This is a genomic window from Pseudomonas sp. Z4-20, from assembly GCF_051131955.1.
Classification (GTDB): Bacteria; Pseudomonadota; Gammaproteobacteria; order Pseudomonadales; family Pseudomonadaceae; genus Aquipseudomonas; species Aquipseudomonas marvdashtae.
On the sequence record NZ_CP071641.1, the window covers coordinates 5237031 to 5251874 of the forward strand.

11 protein-coding genes are annotated in these 14844 nt (G+C 61.8%); 8 read left to right on the plus strand and 3 right to left on the minus strand.

Annotated elements, in window-relative coordinates; all coding sequences use genetic code 11:
• Nucleotides 1-77 precede the first annotated feature (77 nt).
• A complete protein-coding gene (locus J3P82_RS23875) occupies nucleotides 78-2522 on the plus strand; it encodes a penicillin-binding protein 1A (protein ID WP_434563947.1) in 2445 nt (814 codons plus the stop codon).
• A 163-nt stretch (nucleotides 2523-2685) separates the two neighbouring features.
• On the opposite strand, the gene J3P82_RS23880 is transcribed toward J3P82_RS23875, so the two are convergent.
• The 3 genes from J3P82_RS23880 to rpmE form a co-directional block, all read right to left on the minus strand.
• Nucleotides 2686-3954 carry a malic enzyme-like NAD(P)-binding protein gene (locus tag J3P82_RS23880; protein ID WP_434559072.1) on the minus strand — a complete coding sequence of 423 codons (1269 nt, stop codon included), beginning with the start codon at nucleotides 3952-3954 and terminating at the stop codon, nucleotides 2686-2688.
• Between the two features lie 185 nt (nucleotides 3955-4139).
• The gene (locus J3P82_RS23885; protein WP_434559074.1) at nucleotides 4140-4922 is read right to left on the minus strand and encodes a thermonuclease family protein; all 783 of its coding nucleotides are present in this window, start codon (nucleotides 4920-4922) and stop codon (nucleotides 4140-4142) included.
• A 41-nt stretch (nucleotides 4923-4963) separates the two neighbouring features.
• Entirely contained in the window at nucleotides 4964-5188 is a 225-nt protein-coding gene (gene rpmE / locus J3P82_RS23890) for a 50S ribosomal protein L31 (protein ID WP_434559076.1), read from the minus strand.
• A 169-nt stretch (nucleotides 5189-5357) separates the two neighbouring features.
• Between rpmE and J3P82_RS23895 the strand changes: the two genes are divergently transcribed.
• The 7 genes from J3P82_RS23895 to phaC all read left to right on the plus strand — a co-directional run bounded on the left by J3P82_RS23895 (nucleotide 5358) and on the right by phaC (nucleotide 14776).
• Complete coding sequence (locus tag J3P82_RS23895) at nucleotides 5358-7577, plus strand: primosomal protein N' (RefSeq protein ID WP_434559078.1); 2220 nt, start codon at nucleotides 5358-5360, stop codon at nucleotides 7575-7577.
• 155 nt (nucleotides 7578-7732) lie between these two features.
• Complete coding sequence (gene argS / locus J3P82_RS23900; protein ID WP_434559080.1) at nucleotides 7733-9469, plus strand: arginine--tRNA ligase; 1737 nt, start codon at nucleotides 7733-7735, stop codon at nucleotides 9467-9469.
• Nucleotide 9470: 1 nt separating this feature from the next.
• Nucleotides 9471-10166: an SPOR domain-containing protein gene (locus tag J3P82_RS23905; RefSeq protein WP_434559082.1), complete on the plus strand. Its 696-nt coding sequence runs from the start codon at nucleotides 9471-9473 to the stop codon at nucleotides 10164-10166.
• 269 nt (nucleotides 10167-10435) lie between these two features.
• Nucleotides 10436-10966, plus strand: coding sequence for an ATP-dependent protease subunit HslV (gene hslV, locus J3P82_RS23910; RefSeq protein ID WP_003186641.1), 531 nt, complete (start codon nucleotides 10436-10438; stop codon nucleotides 10964-10966).
• Nucleotides 10967-11007: 41 nt separating this feature from the next.
• Nucleotides 11008-12345: an ATP-dependent protease ATPase subunit HslU gene (hslU, locus tag J3P82_RS23915; RefSeq protein ID WP_186615681.1), complete on the plus strand. Its 1338-nt coding sequence runs from the start codon at nucleotides 11008-11010 to the stop codon at nucleotides 12343-12345.
• 95 nt (nucleotides 12346-12440) lie between these two features.
• Nucleotides 12441-12818 (plus strand): gamma-butyrobetaine hydroxylase-like domain-containing protein, encoded by a 378-nt coding sequence (locus J3P82_RS23920; protein WP_434559084.1) that lies wholly within the window; start codon nucleotides 12441-12443, stop codon nucleotides 12816-12818.
• A 278-nt stretch (nucleotides 12819-13096) separates the two neighbouring features.
• A complete protein-coding gene (gene phaC / locus J3P82_RS23925) occupies nucleotides 13097-14776 on the plus strand; it encodes a class II poly(R)-hydroxyalkanoic acid synthase (RefSeq protein ID WP_434559086.1) in 1680 nt (559 codons plus the stop codon).
• Nucleotides 14777-14844: the final 68 nt, after the last annotated feature.

Genomic DNA, 14844 nt, shown 5'->3' on the forward strand with positions numbered 1-14844 from the left:
TCGCTTTGTTGCAAGCACGGGTCCTTCCCTGCACCTGGCGCCTTTTTCATTCTTTGCCTGGATATCCAAAAGCCTTGATTCGTCTGCTGAAATTTTTCGGATGGTCCATCGTCGCCGTTTTCTGCGGACTGCTCCTGGGTCTGAGCGGTGCGTTTCTTTACCTTAGTCCGGGATTGCCGTCCGTGGAGGCGCTGAGAAGTATTCAGTTGCAGATTCCTTTGCGGGTGTACAGCAGCGACAACAAGTTGATCGCCGAATTTGGCGAAATGCGCCGCACGCCGATCCGTTTCGCCGACATTCCCCCCAATTTCATCAATGCGTTACTAAGTGCTGAAGACGACAACTTCGCCAATCACTATGGTGTTGATCCAGGCAGCCTGATGCGCGCGGCCAGCCAATTGATCAAGAGTGGTCATATCCAGTCGGGCGGCAGCACCATCACCATGCAGGTGGCCAAGAACTTCTTCTTGACCAGCGAGCGCAGCTTTTCGCGCAAGACCACCGAGATTCTCCTGGCCTTGCAAATCGAGCGGCAGCTGACCAAGGACGAAATCCTCGAGCTGTACGTGAACAAGATTTACCTGGGCAACCGCGCCTACGGCATCGAGGCGGCGGCGCAGGTGTATTACGGCAAGTCGATTCGCGACGTCAGCCTGGCGCAGATGGCGATGATCGCCGGCCTGCCCAAGGCACCGTCGCGTTTCAATCCCCTGGCCAACCCGGCACGAAGCAAAGAGCGCCGCGACTGGATCCTGGGGCGCATGTACAAGCTCGGAAAAATCAGCGAAGCCGACTACACCGCCGCGATCAACGAGCCGTTGAACGCCAGCTATCACGTGCCGACCCCTGAAGTGAACGCCCCGTACATCGCCGAAATGGCCCGGGCCGAGATGGTCGGGCGCTATGGCAGCGACGCCTACACCGAAGGTTTTCGCGTGACCACCACGGTACCGAGCAATCTGCAGGAAATGGCCAATACCGCGCTGCATGAAGGCCTGATGTCTTATGACCAGCGCCACGGCTACCGGGGTCCTGAATCGCGCCTGCCGGGCAAGACCAAGGAAGCCTGGGCCCTTGAGCTGACCAAGCAACGCACCATCAGCAGCCTGGAACCGGCCATTGTCACCCAAGTGGACAAGGACGGAATCAAGGTGCTGACGCGCAATGGCCAATCGGAAGAGCACGTGGCCTGGGACACCATGAAATGGGCCCGCCAGTTCCTCAATACCAACAGCATGGGGACCAATCCTCGCCAGCCCTCGGACGTTGCCCAGGTCGGCGATCTGATCCGGGTGCAGCGACAGCCGGACAACGCCCTTAAATTCAGCCAGATTCCCGCCGCCCAAGGCGCGCTGGTGTCGTTGGATCCGCAGAACGGCGCCATCCGCTCCCTGGTGGGCGGCTTTGCCTTCGAGCAGAGCAACTACAACCGTGCGTTGCAGGCCAAGCGTCAACCCGGCTCGAGTTTCAAGCCGTTCGTCTACAGCGCCGCACTGGATAACGGCTACACCGCCGCCAGCCTGGTCAACGACGCGCCAATCGTGTTTGTCGACGAGTATCTGGACAAGGTATGGCGTCCGAAGAACGATACCAACACTTTCCTCGGGCCGATTCGCCTGCGCGAAGCCCTGTACAAGTCGCGTAACCTGGTATCGATCCGCCTGTTGCAGGCGCTGGGCGTGGACCGCACCATCGACTACATCAGCAAGTTCGGCTTCAACAAGCAGGACCTGCCACGCAACCTGTCCCTGGCCCTAGGCACCGCGACCCTGACCCCAATGGAAATCGCCACGGGCTGGAGCACGTTCGCCAATGGCGGCTACAAGATCACCCCTTACATCATCGACAAAATCGAAAACCGCAATGGCGACACGCTGTTTGTCGCCAATCCGCCACGGGTGCCCTCCGGCGAAGAGGCCAGCGAGGGTGTCGCGGCGCCGCCCACCGAGACGTTCACGGTCAACCCGGTGGCAGGCGAAGCCACCAGCGCCCCCGCCGCTCCCCAAGCGCCAGCCATCGCCGAGCGCATTGTTGACGGCCGTACCACCTACATCCTCAACAGCATGCTGCAGGACGTCATCAAGCTCGGCACCGGTCGCCGCGCCCTGGCGCTGGGTCGTACCGACCTGGCAGGCAAGACCGGGACCACAAACGAATCCAAGGATGCCTGGTTCTCCGGCTACAACGCCGATTACGTCACCACCGTCTGGACCGGTTTCGACCAGCCGGAAAGCCTGGGTCGCCGCGAGTTCGGCGGCACTGTGGCGCTGCCGATCTGGATGACCTACATGGGCGCCGCCCTCAAGGACAAACCGCCCCACACCCAACCGGAGCCGGAAGGCATCCTCAGCCTGCGGGTCGACCCAATCAGCGGCCGCGCCGCTACGCCAGGCACACCAGGGGCGTACTTCGAGCTGTTCAAGAGCGAAGACACGCCGCCGTCGGCCAACGAGCTGGGCAACGGTGTAGCACCAGGCAGCCCGCTGCCGGCGGATGAAGCCGCGCCAATCGATTTGTTCTAGGAAAGCAGCGGTAAGCTTCAAGCTGCAAGCTTCAAGTTAAGGGCAAGAGCAAGAGCAGTACGTGCTGCTTTTAACTTGCCGCTTGAAGCTTGAAGCTTGAAGCTTGAAGCCCATAAAAAAACCCTGGCTGTTCAGGCCAGGGTTTTTTATGGGCGGGCTGCCGTTAACCGTTGAACACGTCATCCACGCTCTTGAGCGGGTAGTTCTTCGGATACGGCAGGGTGGCCACGCCAGTCTCGATGGCGGCCTTGGCCACGGCGTCGGAGATCAGGGTGATCAGGCGGGCGTCCATTGGTTTCGGAATGATGTACTCACGGCCGAACTCCAGCTTGATGCCGCCGTAGGCGTCGCACACTTCCTGGGGCACCGGCAGCTTGGCCAGTTCGCGCAGGGCGTTGGCGGCCGCGACTTTCATCTCTTCGTTGATGCGCTTGGCGCGAACATCCAGGGCACCACGGAAGATGAATGGGAAGCCCAAGACGTTGTTGACCTGGTTCGGGTAGTCCGAACGGCCGGTGGCCATGATTACGTCATTGCGGGTCGCGTGAGCCAGTTCCGGGGAGATTTCCGGGTCCGGGTTCGAGCAGGCGAACACGATCGGGTTCGGCGCCATGCGCAGCAGGTTTTCCGGGCTCAGCAGGTTCGGACCCGACAGGCCAACGAAAACGTCGGCACCGTCCAGGGCGTCCGCCAGGGAGCGCTTGTCGGTGGCGTGGGCAAACACGGCCTTGTACTGGTTCAGGTCGTCACGGCCGGAGTGGATCACGCCGGTACGGTCGACCATGAAGATGTTTTCGATCCTGGCACCCATGCTCACCAGCAACTTCATGCAGGAGATGGCCGCAGCGCCGGCGCCCAGGCAGACAATCTTGGCTTCTGGCAGGGTCTTGCCGGCGATTTCCAGGGCGTTGATCATGCCAGCCGCGGTCACGATTGCGGTACCGTGCTGATCGTCGTGGAAAACCGGAATGTCGCACTGTTCGATCAGGGCGCGCTCGATCTCAAAGCACTCTGGTGCCTTGATGTCTTCCAGGTTGATGCCACCGAAGGTGATGGAGATACGCTTGACGGTGTCGATGAAGGCTTGTGGGCTTTCGGAGTCGACTTCGATGTCGAACACGTCGATGCCAGCAAAGCGCTTGAACAGCACGCCCTTGCCTTCCATCACAGGCTTGGAGGCCAACGGGCCGAGGTTGCCCAGGCCGAGAATCGCGGTGCCATCGGAAATGACTGCAACCAGGTTGCCCTTGCCGGTGTATTTGTAGGCCAGTTCAGGGTCGCGAGCGATTTCGCGTACTGGTTCGGCTACGCCGGGGCTGTAGGCCAGCGACAGGTCGCGGGCAGTGGCGGTGGCCTTGGTGAGCTCGACACTCAGCTTTCCTGGACGAGGATTAGCGTGATATTCGAGAGCGGCAGTTTTCAGATCAGACATGTGGGCATTCCGCTTTTACTGTGTTGGACAGACGGACCGCCGAGGATACGCGCCTCGCAAAGTCCCTACAAGACTGACCAGTCACTGCTGTCAAGCGCCCTGCCCTACGACTTTGGGCCAAGAGCTACGAAACACAAGGGCTTGATGCATACAATCCAAGACCATTATGTCTACAATTATTTTTCTCAGCGTAACGCCTGCAGCATCGCAGGATCGGTCAATGGCAGCATCCATCGCGCCTGCCCAGGCTTGGCCGCGCCACGCCGGGAGCGATCAACGACCCAACCGCGTGTCTCGATTTTCCGCCCTTCCAGACCCTTGAGCATCGAGGCATCGAAGTTTCGCTGCGCATGGGGTGCGATGTGCAGGACAACCGATCCCTGCAATTGAATCCAGATACCGCCGCGATTGCGCTGCACGCTGGCTACCCGCCCACTGGTCAGTACGAAACCAGGTGCGCTGATCCGCTCCGCTCGCACCACCGGGGACTGCTTCCACAGGCCCAGCCCGGCTTGCCGCGCCTGGCGCTCCGCTGCCTGCTGGCAGCCGACCAGATCGACGTTTGGAGCGACGGCTACGAGGAACCCCAGCCCCTCGGCAATCAATTGCTCCTCCAGGTTTCGGCCTTGGCTGTCATAGACATGAGCAAGCGTGCGCCCATAGTCGTCCCGGTCGTCCTTGCCGGGCAATACCCTGACACGACCGGTACTGGCAGCTACCAAGGCCTCGAGTCGTTGGTGCGCCGCCACGGCAAACGGCTCGTCGGCACGCCCACGCTTTCCCAGCTCCGGGCTGTTGAGGCCAATCATGCGGATACGACGGCCATCCTCAAGGTACAAGGTGTCGCCATCCACCACACGCTGCACCTGCGCCTCAGGCACGCTGGCCTGCAAGGGACAGGACGCCTGGGCACCGCTGAGCCAAATCGCAGCCACAAAAAAGGCGCCCGCAAGGGACGCCTTTTTCATCAGTCTGGACCAGTCGAGAAGACCATCCAAAATGATCAGCCTCAGGCTTTTGGAGCAACTTTGCCGAAAGCACCGAAACGATCGGCGAACTTCTGAACACGGCCGCCGGTATCCAGAGTCTTTTGCTTACCGGTGTAGAACGGGTGGCACTCGTTGCAAACGTCGATCGACAAGGCTTTGCCGTAGGTCGAACGCGTTTCGAACTTGTTGCCGCAGCTGCAGGTTACAGCCACAACTGGGTAGTCCGGATGGATATCGGTTTTCATGGTGTTTTCCTCAGGCTAGCGTGCCGCCACCCAACACTATTGTTGAATACCGCACGTAATTAGGCCGCGGATTCTACCAGACAACATTAATCACGCAAGCTACAACTTGTACCAACCGTCTGCTAGGCTCCCGGCCTTCTTCGCCGCTGCCTAATCGAGAATCCACCGCGTGCCCGACGCCATCCTGCGCCTCGCCCTGCCATCGCCCCTGCGCCGCTTGTTCGATTACCGTGCCCCGGCCGGGGTGACGCGCGCCCAGTTGCAACCGGGCATGCGCCTGCGGGTGCCGTTCGGTCGGAGGGAGATGATCGGCATTCTGGTGGAAGTCGCCGATCACAGCGAAGTGCCGGTCGACAAGCTCAAGCCGGCGTTGGCCTTGCTTGATGCTACGGCGCCGCTGCCCGCGTCGTTGTTCAAGCTGTGCCTGTGGACCTCCCAGTATTATCAGCACAGCCTGGGCGACACCCTGAGCTGGGCGCTGCCGGTACTGTTGCGCCAGGGCGAACCGGCCGAAGCGCGCCAGGAACGATTCTGGTCGGCAGCGCCCGGCGCCGCGCTGGACGATCCGCGTATTGCCCGCGCACCGCGCCAGCGCGAGGCCCTGGCGACCCTGGCCCAGCATCCCCACGGCGTGGCGCATCAGCTACTGAGCAAGTTGATGCTCAGTAAAGACAGTCTCGACCTGCTGTTGGCCAAGGGCCTGGTCCAGGTGGAAGTGCGCAAGCACGCCCCGGGCGCACGCCATGAACATTGGCTGGCCCAGCCGGAACTGCCGCTCAACGCCGAACAGCGGGCCGCGTGCGAAGCGATTCGCGCGGGTTTCGATAGTTACCATGCCTTCTTGCTGGCGGGCGTGACCGGCAGCGGCAAGACCGAGGTCTACCTGCAACTGATTCGCGAGACCCTCGAAGCCGGCAAGCAAGCCCTGGTGCTGATCCCGGAAATCAACCTCGGGCCACAAACGCTGGCGCGCTTCGAGCAGCGTTTCAACGCACGGATCGCGCTGGTGCATTCGGCGGTCAACGACCGCGAGCGCCTGGAAGCCTGGCTCGCCGCCCGGGACGGCGAGGCCGACATCATTATCGGCACCCGCTCGGCCCTGTTCACGCCGATGAAAAACCCTGGCCTGATCATCATCGACGAAGAGCACGACGGCTCCTATAAACAGCAGGAAGGCCTGCGCTACCACGCCCGCGACCTGGCACTGGTGCGCGCCCGCCAAGAGAACATCCCGATTGTCCTCGGTTCGGCCACGCCCTCCCTGGAAAGCCTGCACAACGCCTACACCGGTCGCTACGGCCTGCTACGCCTGAACGAACGGGCCGGCGGCGCCAAGCAACCGCGTTTCCTGCGCCTGGACGTCAAGAGTCGTCCGCTGGACAGCGGCATTTCCGGACCGATGCAACAAGCCATCGGCCAGACCCTGGCCGCCGGGCAACAGGTCCTGGTGTTCCTCAACCGTCGGGGGTTCGCCCCGACCCTGCTCTGCCACGACTGCGGTTGGATGTCCGGTTGCGAGCGATGCGACGCGCGAATGACCGTGCATCAACGCTACGGCGAATTGCGCTGCCACCATTGCGGGCACTCCGAGCGCGTGCCGAGGCACTGTCCGCAGTGCGGGAAAGTGGATCTGCGCCCGGTGGGCGCCGGCACCGAGCGCGCCGAGGAGCGGTTGGGCATCCTCTTCCCCGATTTCCCGGTGCTGCGGGTGGATCGCGACAGCACCTCGCGCAAAGACGCGATGAATCAGTTGTTCGCCACGATCCAGAAGGGCCAGCCATGCATTCTGGTGGGCACGCAAATGCTCGCCAAGGGGCATCACTTTCCCCGGGTGACGCTGGTGTCGATCCTCGATGCCGACGGCGGGCTGTTTTCCGGGGATTTCCGTGCCAGCGAACGCATGGCGCAGTTGATCGTCCAGGTGGCGGGCCGTGCCGGACGAGCCGAGGAACCGGGCAAGGTCATTATCCAGACCCACTTGGCGGACCATCCGCTGTTGATCCAGTTGACCGAGCAGGGTTATTTTGCCTTTGCCGAACAGGCGTTGAGCGAACGACGCAGCGCCGGGCTGCCGCCCTTTGCACACTTGGCGCTGCTGCGGGCCGAGGCTCACAAACCGGGACAGGCGGAAGGTTTCCTTGACGAAGCGTGCAGCGAGGCAGAGCGCTTGCTGGCGGAGCAAAGCCTCACTGGCATCGAACTATTGGGCCCGGTCCCGGCTCCGATGGAGCGGCGGGCCGGGCGTTATCGCGCCCAGCTTCTGTTGCAAGCCAATGCCCGGGCGCCGCTGCATCGACTGTTGAGTGCCTGGTTGCTGGTGCTGGAGCAACTGCCCAGCGGCCGGGCGGTGCGCTGGTCACTGGATGTGGACCCGGTGGATTTGTATTAGATGGCGATCGCCCACGTGCGACGAAGCCAGAATAGTCATCACATGGACCCAACCGACCCGCTACAGTTGGCAAGCTCGCCCGCGCCACGGATAATGCCCAGTTTTTCCACCAGCGCATCGAAGCGCCGCCGCGCCTGCGGTTGAAAGAGAAGACCATGAAAGACACCATCCGCCAGCTCATCCAGCAAGCCATCACCCAACTCGTCACTGAAGGTGTGCTGCCAGAAGGCCTGTCGCCGGCGATTCAGGTCGAAAACACCCGCGACAAGACCCACGGCGACTTCGCCAGTAACATCGCGATGATGCTCGCCAAACCGGCCGGCATGAAGCCGCGGGACCTGGCGGAGAAAATCATCGCGGCCCTGCCGGCCGACGAGAGCGTCAGCAAGGCGGCCATCGCCGGCCCCGGTTTCATCAACTTCTTCCAGAACACCCAGGCCCTGGCTTCGCGCCTGGACGCGGCCCTGGCCGACGAGCGCCTCGGCGTGCGCAAGGCCGGCCCGTTGCAGCGCACCGTCGTTGACCTCTCGGCCCCCAATCTCGCCAAGGAAATGCACGTCGGCCACCTGCGCTCGACCATTATCGGCGACGGCGTCGCCCGGGTCCTGGAGTTCCTTGGCGACACCGTGATCCGCCAGAACCACGTTGGTGACTGGGGCACCCAGTTCGGCATGCTGATGGCCTATTTGCAGGAAAATCCGATCACCAGCGACGAGCTGTCGGACCTGGAGAATTTCTACCGCGCCGCCAAGCAACGCTTCGACGAGTCCCCCGAGTTTGCCGACCGCGCCCGAGGCCTGGTGGTCAAGCTGCAGGCCGGCGATGCCGAGTGCCTGGCACTATGGACCAAGTTCAAGGACATCTCCCTGTCCCACTGCCAGAAAATCTACGAGCTGCTGAACGTCAAATTGACCATGGCCGACGTGATGGGGGAAAGCGCCTACAACGATGACCTGATCAATGTGGTCAACGACCTCAGGGCCAAGGGCATGCTGGTGGAAAGCAATGGTGCCCAGTGCGTGTTCCTCGACCAGTTCAAGACCGCCGATGGCGAGCCGCTGCCGGTGATCATCGTCAAGGCCGACGGCGGTTACCTCTATGCCACCACCGACTTGGCGGCCGTGCGCTACCGCAACGGCGTGCTCAAGGCCGATCGGGTGCTGTATTTCGTCGACCAACGCCAGGCGCTGCACTTCCAGCAAGTATTCGAAGTGGCCCGCCTGGCTGGCTTCGTGACCCATCCGATGGAAATGGAACACATGGGCTTCGGCACCATGAACGGCGCCGACGGCCGCCCGTTCAAGACCCGCGACGGCGGCACGGTGAAGCTGATCGACCTGCTGACCGAAGCCCAGGACCGCGCCTACACCCTGGTCAAGGGCAAGAACCCGGAGCTGGCCGAGGACGAGCTGCGCAAGATCGCCCAGGTCGTGGGCATCGACGCGGTGAAATACGCCGACCTGTCCAAGCACCGCACCAGCGACTACAGCTTCAACTTCGACCTGATGCTCAATTTCGAAGGCAACACCGCGCCGTACCTGCTGTATGCCTACACCCGCGTGGCGGGCGTGTTCCGCAAGCTCGGCAAAGAATTCAATGAAATAGACGGCCAGATTGTGCTCCAGGCCCCGCTGGAGCAGGAGCTCGCGGCGAAACTGGCGCAGTTCGGCGAAGTGCTGAACAACGTCGCCGACAAGGGCACACCGCACACTCTGTGCGCCTACCTGTACGACGTTGCCGGCCTGTTCTCCAGCTTCTACGAGAACTGCCCGATCCTGAATGCCGAAACTCCCGCGCAGATGCAAAGCCGCCTGCGCCTCGCAGCGCTGACCGGGCGTACCCTCAAGCAAGGCCTGGAACTGCTGGGCCTGGAAACGCTGGAGCGCATGTAAGTTGGCCGCCAAGAAAAAACCTGTTCCCAAGCGCGGCGCCAGTCGTTACCAGCCTCCAGCCAAGAAACCGATTCCGGGCTGGCTGTGGATGGCCATCGGCCTAACCGTTGGCGCTTTCATCGTGTTCCTGATGAAACTGGAGCCGGGCCAGGGCGATGACGTCAAGCGCGTCCGCCAGGAGCAACAGAAAGCCACGCGCATCGCCGAGGCGAACAAGACCCCGCCGAGCCCGACGCAACCGGTGAAGCCCAAATACGACTTTTATACCTTGCTGCCGGAGTCGGAAGTCATCGTGCCGCCCGACGCCGTGCCGGAGAAAACCCTGCCGACGCCGCAAGTGCCCACCACGCCGGTGACCCCGGCTGAAGCGGCGAAGATCGACACCGCCCGCGCCCAGGCGGCGCTGGCCGGCATCACGCCGCCACCGGCCCCACCCGTGCAGAAGGCTGCGCCGGTGACGAAGTTCTTCCTGCAGGCCGGCTCGTTCCGCAAGGAAGCCGACGCCGACAAGGTCCGAGCGCAGATCATTCTGTTGGGCCAGTCCGTGTCGGTTGAGTCCGGGACGGTGAAGGACGAAACCTGGTATCGGGTACTGGTCGGGCCGTTTAGCAATCGTGAAGACTTGACCAAGGCCCAAAAACAGCTGGCTGGCAGTGGTTTCAGCAACCTGCTGTTACAACAACGCCAGAGCCGCTGATCCAAGCGAAGGCATCTGTGGCAGCGGCGCTTTTCGTGGCGAGGGGGCTTGCTCCCGCTGGGCCGGTCCGACGCCTCGGGCATAGCAGCTCCAAAAGCTTGGGACCGCTGCGCGGTCCAGCGGGAGCAAGCTCCCTCGCCACAAGAGCGCTCCGCTAGAAACACCCAATGCCACTCATCCCCTCCCCCACCCCGCAGTTGAAAAACCCCACGCCACCCCCATATGAGTTTCATCCGGGCATTTTCGCCCCGCTGCGTGGAGACTCTCCCTTGACCACCATCGTTTCAGTCCGCCGTCACGGCAAAGTCGTCATGGGCGGCGACGGCCAGGTTTCATTGGGCAACACCGTGATGAAAGGCAACGCGAAGAAAGTCCGCCGCCTGTACCACGGCCAGGTCATCGCCGGTTTCGCCGGAGCCACCGCCGACGCCTTCACCTTGTTCGAGCGTTTCGAAGGCCAACTTGAGAAACACCAGGGCCACCTGGTCCGCGCCGCCGTCGAGCTAGCTAAGGAATGGCGCACCGACCGCTCCCTGAGCCGCCTCGAAGCCATGCTCGCGGTCGCCAACAAGGACGCCTCGCTGATCATCACCGGCAACGGCGATGTCGTTGAGCCCGAAGACGGCCTGATCGCCATGGGTTCCGGCGGTGCCTACGCCCAGGCCGCGGCCAGCGCGCTGTTAAAAAAGACCGACCTGTCGGCCCGCGAAATCGTCGAGACTGCCTTGGGCATTGCCGGCGACATTTGCGTGTTCACCAACCACACCCAAACCATTGAGGAGCAGGACCTCGCGGAATAAGCCCGTCCAGGCCCGAATTCCTGCTTGAGGACCCCAATATTATGTCCATGACTCCCCGCGAAATCGTCCACGAACTCAACCGTCACATCATCGGCCAGGACGATGCCAAGCGCGCCGTTGCCATTGCCCTGCGCAACCGCTGGCGGCGGATGCAGCTGCCTGAGGAGCTGCGCGTTGAAGTGACCCCCAAGAACATCCTGATGATCGGCCCGACCGGCGTCGGTAAAACCGAGATTGCCCGTCGCCTGGCCAAGCTCGCCAATGCGCCGTTTATCAAGGTCGAAGCCACCAAGTTCACCGAAGTGGGCTATGTCGGCCGCGACGTCGAGTCGATCATCCGTGACTTGGCCGATGCCGCCATCAAGCTGCTGCGCGAGCAGGAAATCACCAAGGTCCGTCATCGCGCCGAAGACGCCGCCGAAGAGCGCATCCTCGACGCGCTGCTGCCGCCGGCGCGCATGGGCTTCAACGCAGACTCCGCCGCGACCCAGGATTCCAACACCCGCCAGTTGTTCCGCAAGCGCCTGCGCGAAGGCCAGCTGGACGACAAGGAAATCGAGATCGAAGTGGCCGAGATGGCCGGCGTCGACATTTCCGCGCCGCCGGGCATGGAAGAAATGACCAACCAGTTGCAGAGCCTGTTCGCCAACATGGGCAAGGGCAAGAAGAAAAGCCGCAAGCTCAAGGTCAAGGAAGCGCTGAAGCTGGTGCGTGACGAAGAAGCGGGTCGGCTGGTCAACGAAGAAGAGTTGAAGGCCAAGGCGCTGGAAGCGGTGGAGCAGCACGGCATCGTATTCATCGACGAGATCGACAAGGTCGCCAAGCGCGGCAATGTCGGCGGCGCCGACGTGTCCCGTGAAGGCGTGCAACGTGACCTGCTGCCGTTGATCGAAGGCTGCACGGTGAACACCAAGCTGGGCATGGTCAAGACCGACCACATCCTGTTCATTGCCTCCGGTGCGTTCCACCTGAGCAAGCCGAGCGACCTGGTGCCCGAGCTGCAAGGCCGCTTGCCGATCCGTGTCGAACTCAAGGCGTTGTCGCCAGAAGATTTCGAACGCATCCTCAGCGAACCCCACGCGTCGCTGACCGAGCAGTATTGCGCGCTGCTCAAGACCGAAGGCCTGAACATCGAGTTCGCGCCCGAGGGCATCAAGCGCTTGGCGCAAATCGCCTGGCAGGTCAACGAGAAGACCGAGAACATCGGTGCCCGTCGCCTGCACACGCTGCTTGAGCGCCTGCTCGAGGAAGTCTCGTTCAGTGCCGGCGACCTCGCTAGCGCCCACAATGAAGCGCCGATCATCATCGATGCCGAATACGTCAACAGCCACCTGGGAGAACTGGCCGAGAACGAAGACCTGTCGCGGTATATTCTTTAAAGCTGCAAGCTTCTAGCTGCAAGCTGCAAGCGGGTCACCTCCAGCTTGTAGCTTGTAGCTTGTAGCTTGTAGCTTGTAGCTTGTAAGCTGCTTCTATGACCAAACTCCCCACCGCCATCAACCTGCACAAAGCCTCCAAGACCCTGACGCTCAAATACGCGCCGGACGAGGAATACCACTTGCCCGCCGAATTCCTGCGGGTGCATTCACCTTCCGCGGAGGTCCAGGGCCATGGCAAACCCATCCTGCAATACGGCAAGCTGGGCGTCGGCCTGACCAAGGTTGAACCGGCCGGTCAGTACGCACTGAAATTGACCTTCGACGACGGCCACGACAGCGGATTGTTCACGTGGGACTACCTGTACCAATTGGCGCTGCGCCAAGAGGACCTGTGGAACGATTATCTCGCCGAGCTCAAGGCCGCCGGAAAAACCCGCGATCCGAACGAATCCGTGGTCAAGCTGATGCTCTAGCTCAAGGGCTGGCGCTTTAGGGCGAATTTTCTAGACTCATCTGCTTGAATGCCCGCGCGGCAACGTCAATGACTGGCCTGCTTGCGAAAAAAATTAAACTCGGGTAACCAATGGAGCTGGCAAGTTCCCTGCAAAGGAACCGGCGAGTTCCTGGCACACGTTTCCTCATTGGCCTCGATGCGGAATTAACGGTCACCCCGAGCAGCGTACCTGGTAATGGCCGTGTGGCTTCATCGCTCGGCCCCGGTACTCGTCTGAAGGACAATGGAGCGTCGTAGATGAGCAACAAGAACAACGATGAGTTGAAGTACCAAGCCTCGGAAAATACCTTGGGCTTGAATCCCGTCGTCGGCTTGCGCAGGAAAGACCTGCTGGCCTCTGCCCGGATGGTGCTGACCCAGACCATCAGACAACCGCTGCACAGCGTCAAGCACGTTGCCCATTTCGGCGCTGAACTCAGGAAAGTCCTGTTCGGCAAATCCGAGTTGCAGCCCGCCGGTGACGATCGTCGTTTCAACGACCCGGCGTGGAGCCAGAACCCGCTTTACAGACGTTACCTGCAAACTTATCTGGCGTGGCGCAAGGAGCTGCATGCCTGGATAGACGACAGCAGCCTCTCGCCCCAAGACATCAGCCGAGGGCACTTCGTCATCAACCTGATGACCGAAGCCATGGCTCCGACCAACTCGGCGGCCAACCCGGCGGCGGTCAAGCGCTTCTTCGAAACCGGCGGCAAGAGCCTGCTCGATGGCTTGTCCCACTTGGCCAAGGACCTGGTGCACAACGGCGGCATGCCGAGCCAGGTCGACATGGGCGCGTTCGAAGTCGGCAAGAGCCTGGGCGTGACGGAAGGCGCCGTGGTCTTTCGCAATGACGTGCTGGAGCTGATCCAGTACCGCCCCATCACCGAGCAGGTCCATGAACGACCGCTGCTGGTGGTCCCGCCGCAGATCAACAAGTTCTATGTCTTCGACCTAAGTCCGGACAAGAGCCTGGCGCGCTTCTGCCTGCGCAGCAACGTGCAGACCTTCATCATCAGTTGGCGCAACCCCACCAAGGCGCAGCGCGAGTGGGGCCTGTCGACCTACATCGAGGCGCTCAAGGAAGCGGTGGATGTGGTCACGGCCATCACCGGCAGCAAAGACGTCAACATGCTGGGCGCCTGCTCGGGCGGCATCACCTGCACCGCGCTGCTTGGCCACTACGCCGCGCTGGGCGAGAAAAAGGTCAATGCCCTGACCTTGCTGGTGAGCGTGCTGGACACCACCCTGGACACCGACGTGGCGCTGTTCGTCGACGAGCAGACCCTGGAAGCCGCCAAGCGCCACTCGTACCAGGCCGGCGTGCTCGAAGGTAGCGACATGGCCAAGGTCTTTGCCTGGATGCGCCCCAACGACTTGATCTGGAACTACTGGGTCAACAATTACCTGCTGGGCAACGAGCCGCCGGTGTTCGACATCCTGTTCTGGAACAACGACACCACCAGGCTTCCGGCGGCCTTCCATGGCGACCTCATCGAGATGTTCAAGAACAACCCGCTGATCCGCCCCAACGCCCTGGAAGTGTGCGGCACGCCAATCGACCTCAAGCAGGTCACTGCGGATATCTTTTCCCTGGCCGGTACCAACGACCACATTACCCCATGGAAGTCCTGCTACAAGTCGGCGCAACTGTTCGGCGGCAAGGTGGAATTCGTGCTGTCGAGCAGCGGTCATATCCAGAGCATCCTCAACCCGCCGGGCAACCCCAAGTCGCGCTACATGACCAGCGAGGACATGCCCGCCAAGGCCGAGGACTGGATGGAAAACTCCACCAAGCACACCGACTCATGGTGGTTGCACTGGCAAGCCTGGCAGGCCGAGCGCTCGGGCAAGCTGAAAAAAGCACCGACCGTACTGGGCAACAAGACTTATGTGGCGGGTGAAGCGGCGCCCGGTACGTATGTGCATGAAAGATAGCTGCAAGTTGCAAGCTTCAAGCGCCAAGCTGTCCTCGTGCAGCTTGAAGCTGCTTTTTCTGCTTTTCT

Coding starts and splice junctions, on each gene's coding strand:
- J3P82_RS23920 (WP_434559084.1), top strand. CDS start 12,441: ATGACCAAACTCCCCACCGCCATCAACCTGCACAAAGCCTCCAAGACC.
- J3P82_RS23885 (WP_434559074.1), bottom strand. CDS start 4,922: ATGAAAAAGGCGTCCCTTGCGGGCGCCTTTTTTGTGGCTGCGATTTGG.
- rpmE (WP_434559076.1), bottom strand. CDS start 5,188: ATGAAAACCGATATCCATCCGGACTACCCAGTTGTGGCTGTAACCTGC.
- J3P82_RS23880 (WP_434559072.1), bottom strand. CDS start 3,954: ATGTCTGATCTGAAAACTGCCGCTCTCGAATATCACGCTAATCCTCGT.
- phaC (WP_434559086.1), top strand. CDS start 13,097: ATGAGCAACAAGAACAACGATGAGTTGAAGTACCAAGCCTCGGAAAAT.
- argS (WP_434559080.1), top strand. CDS start 7,733: ATGAAAGACACCATCCGCCAGCTCATCCAGCAAGCCATCACCCAACTC.
- hslU (WP_186615681.1), top strand. CDS start 11,008: ATGTCCATGACTCCCCGCGAAATCGTCCACGAACTCAACCGTCACATC.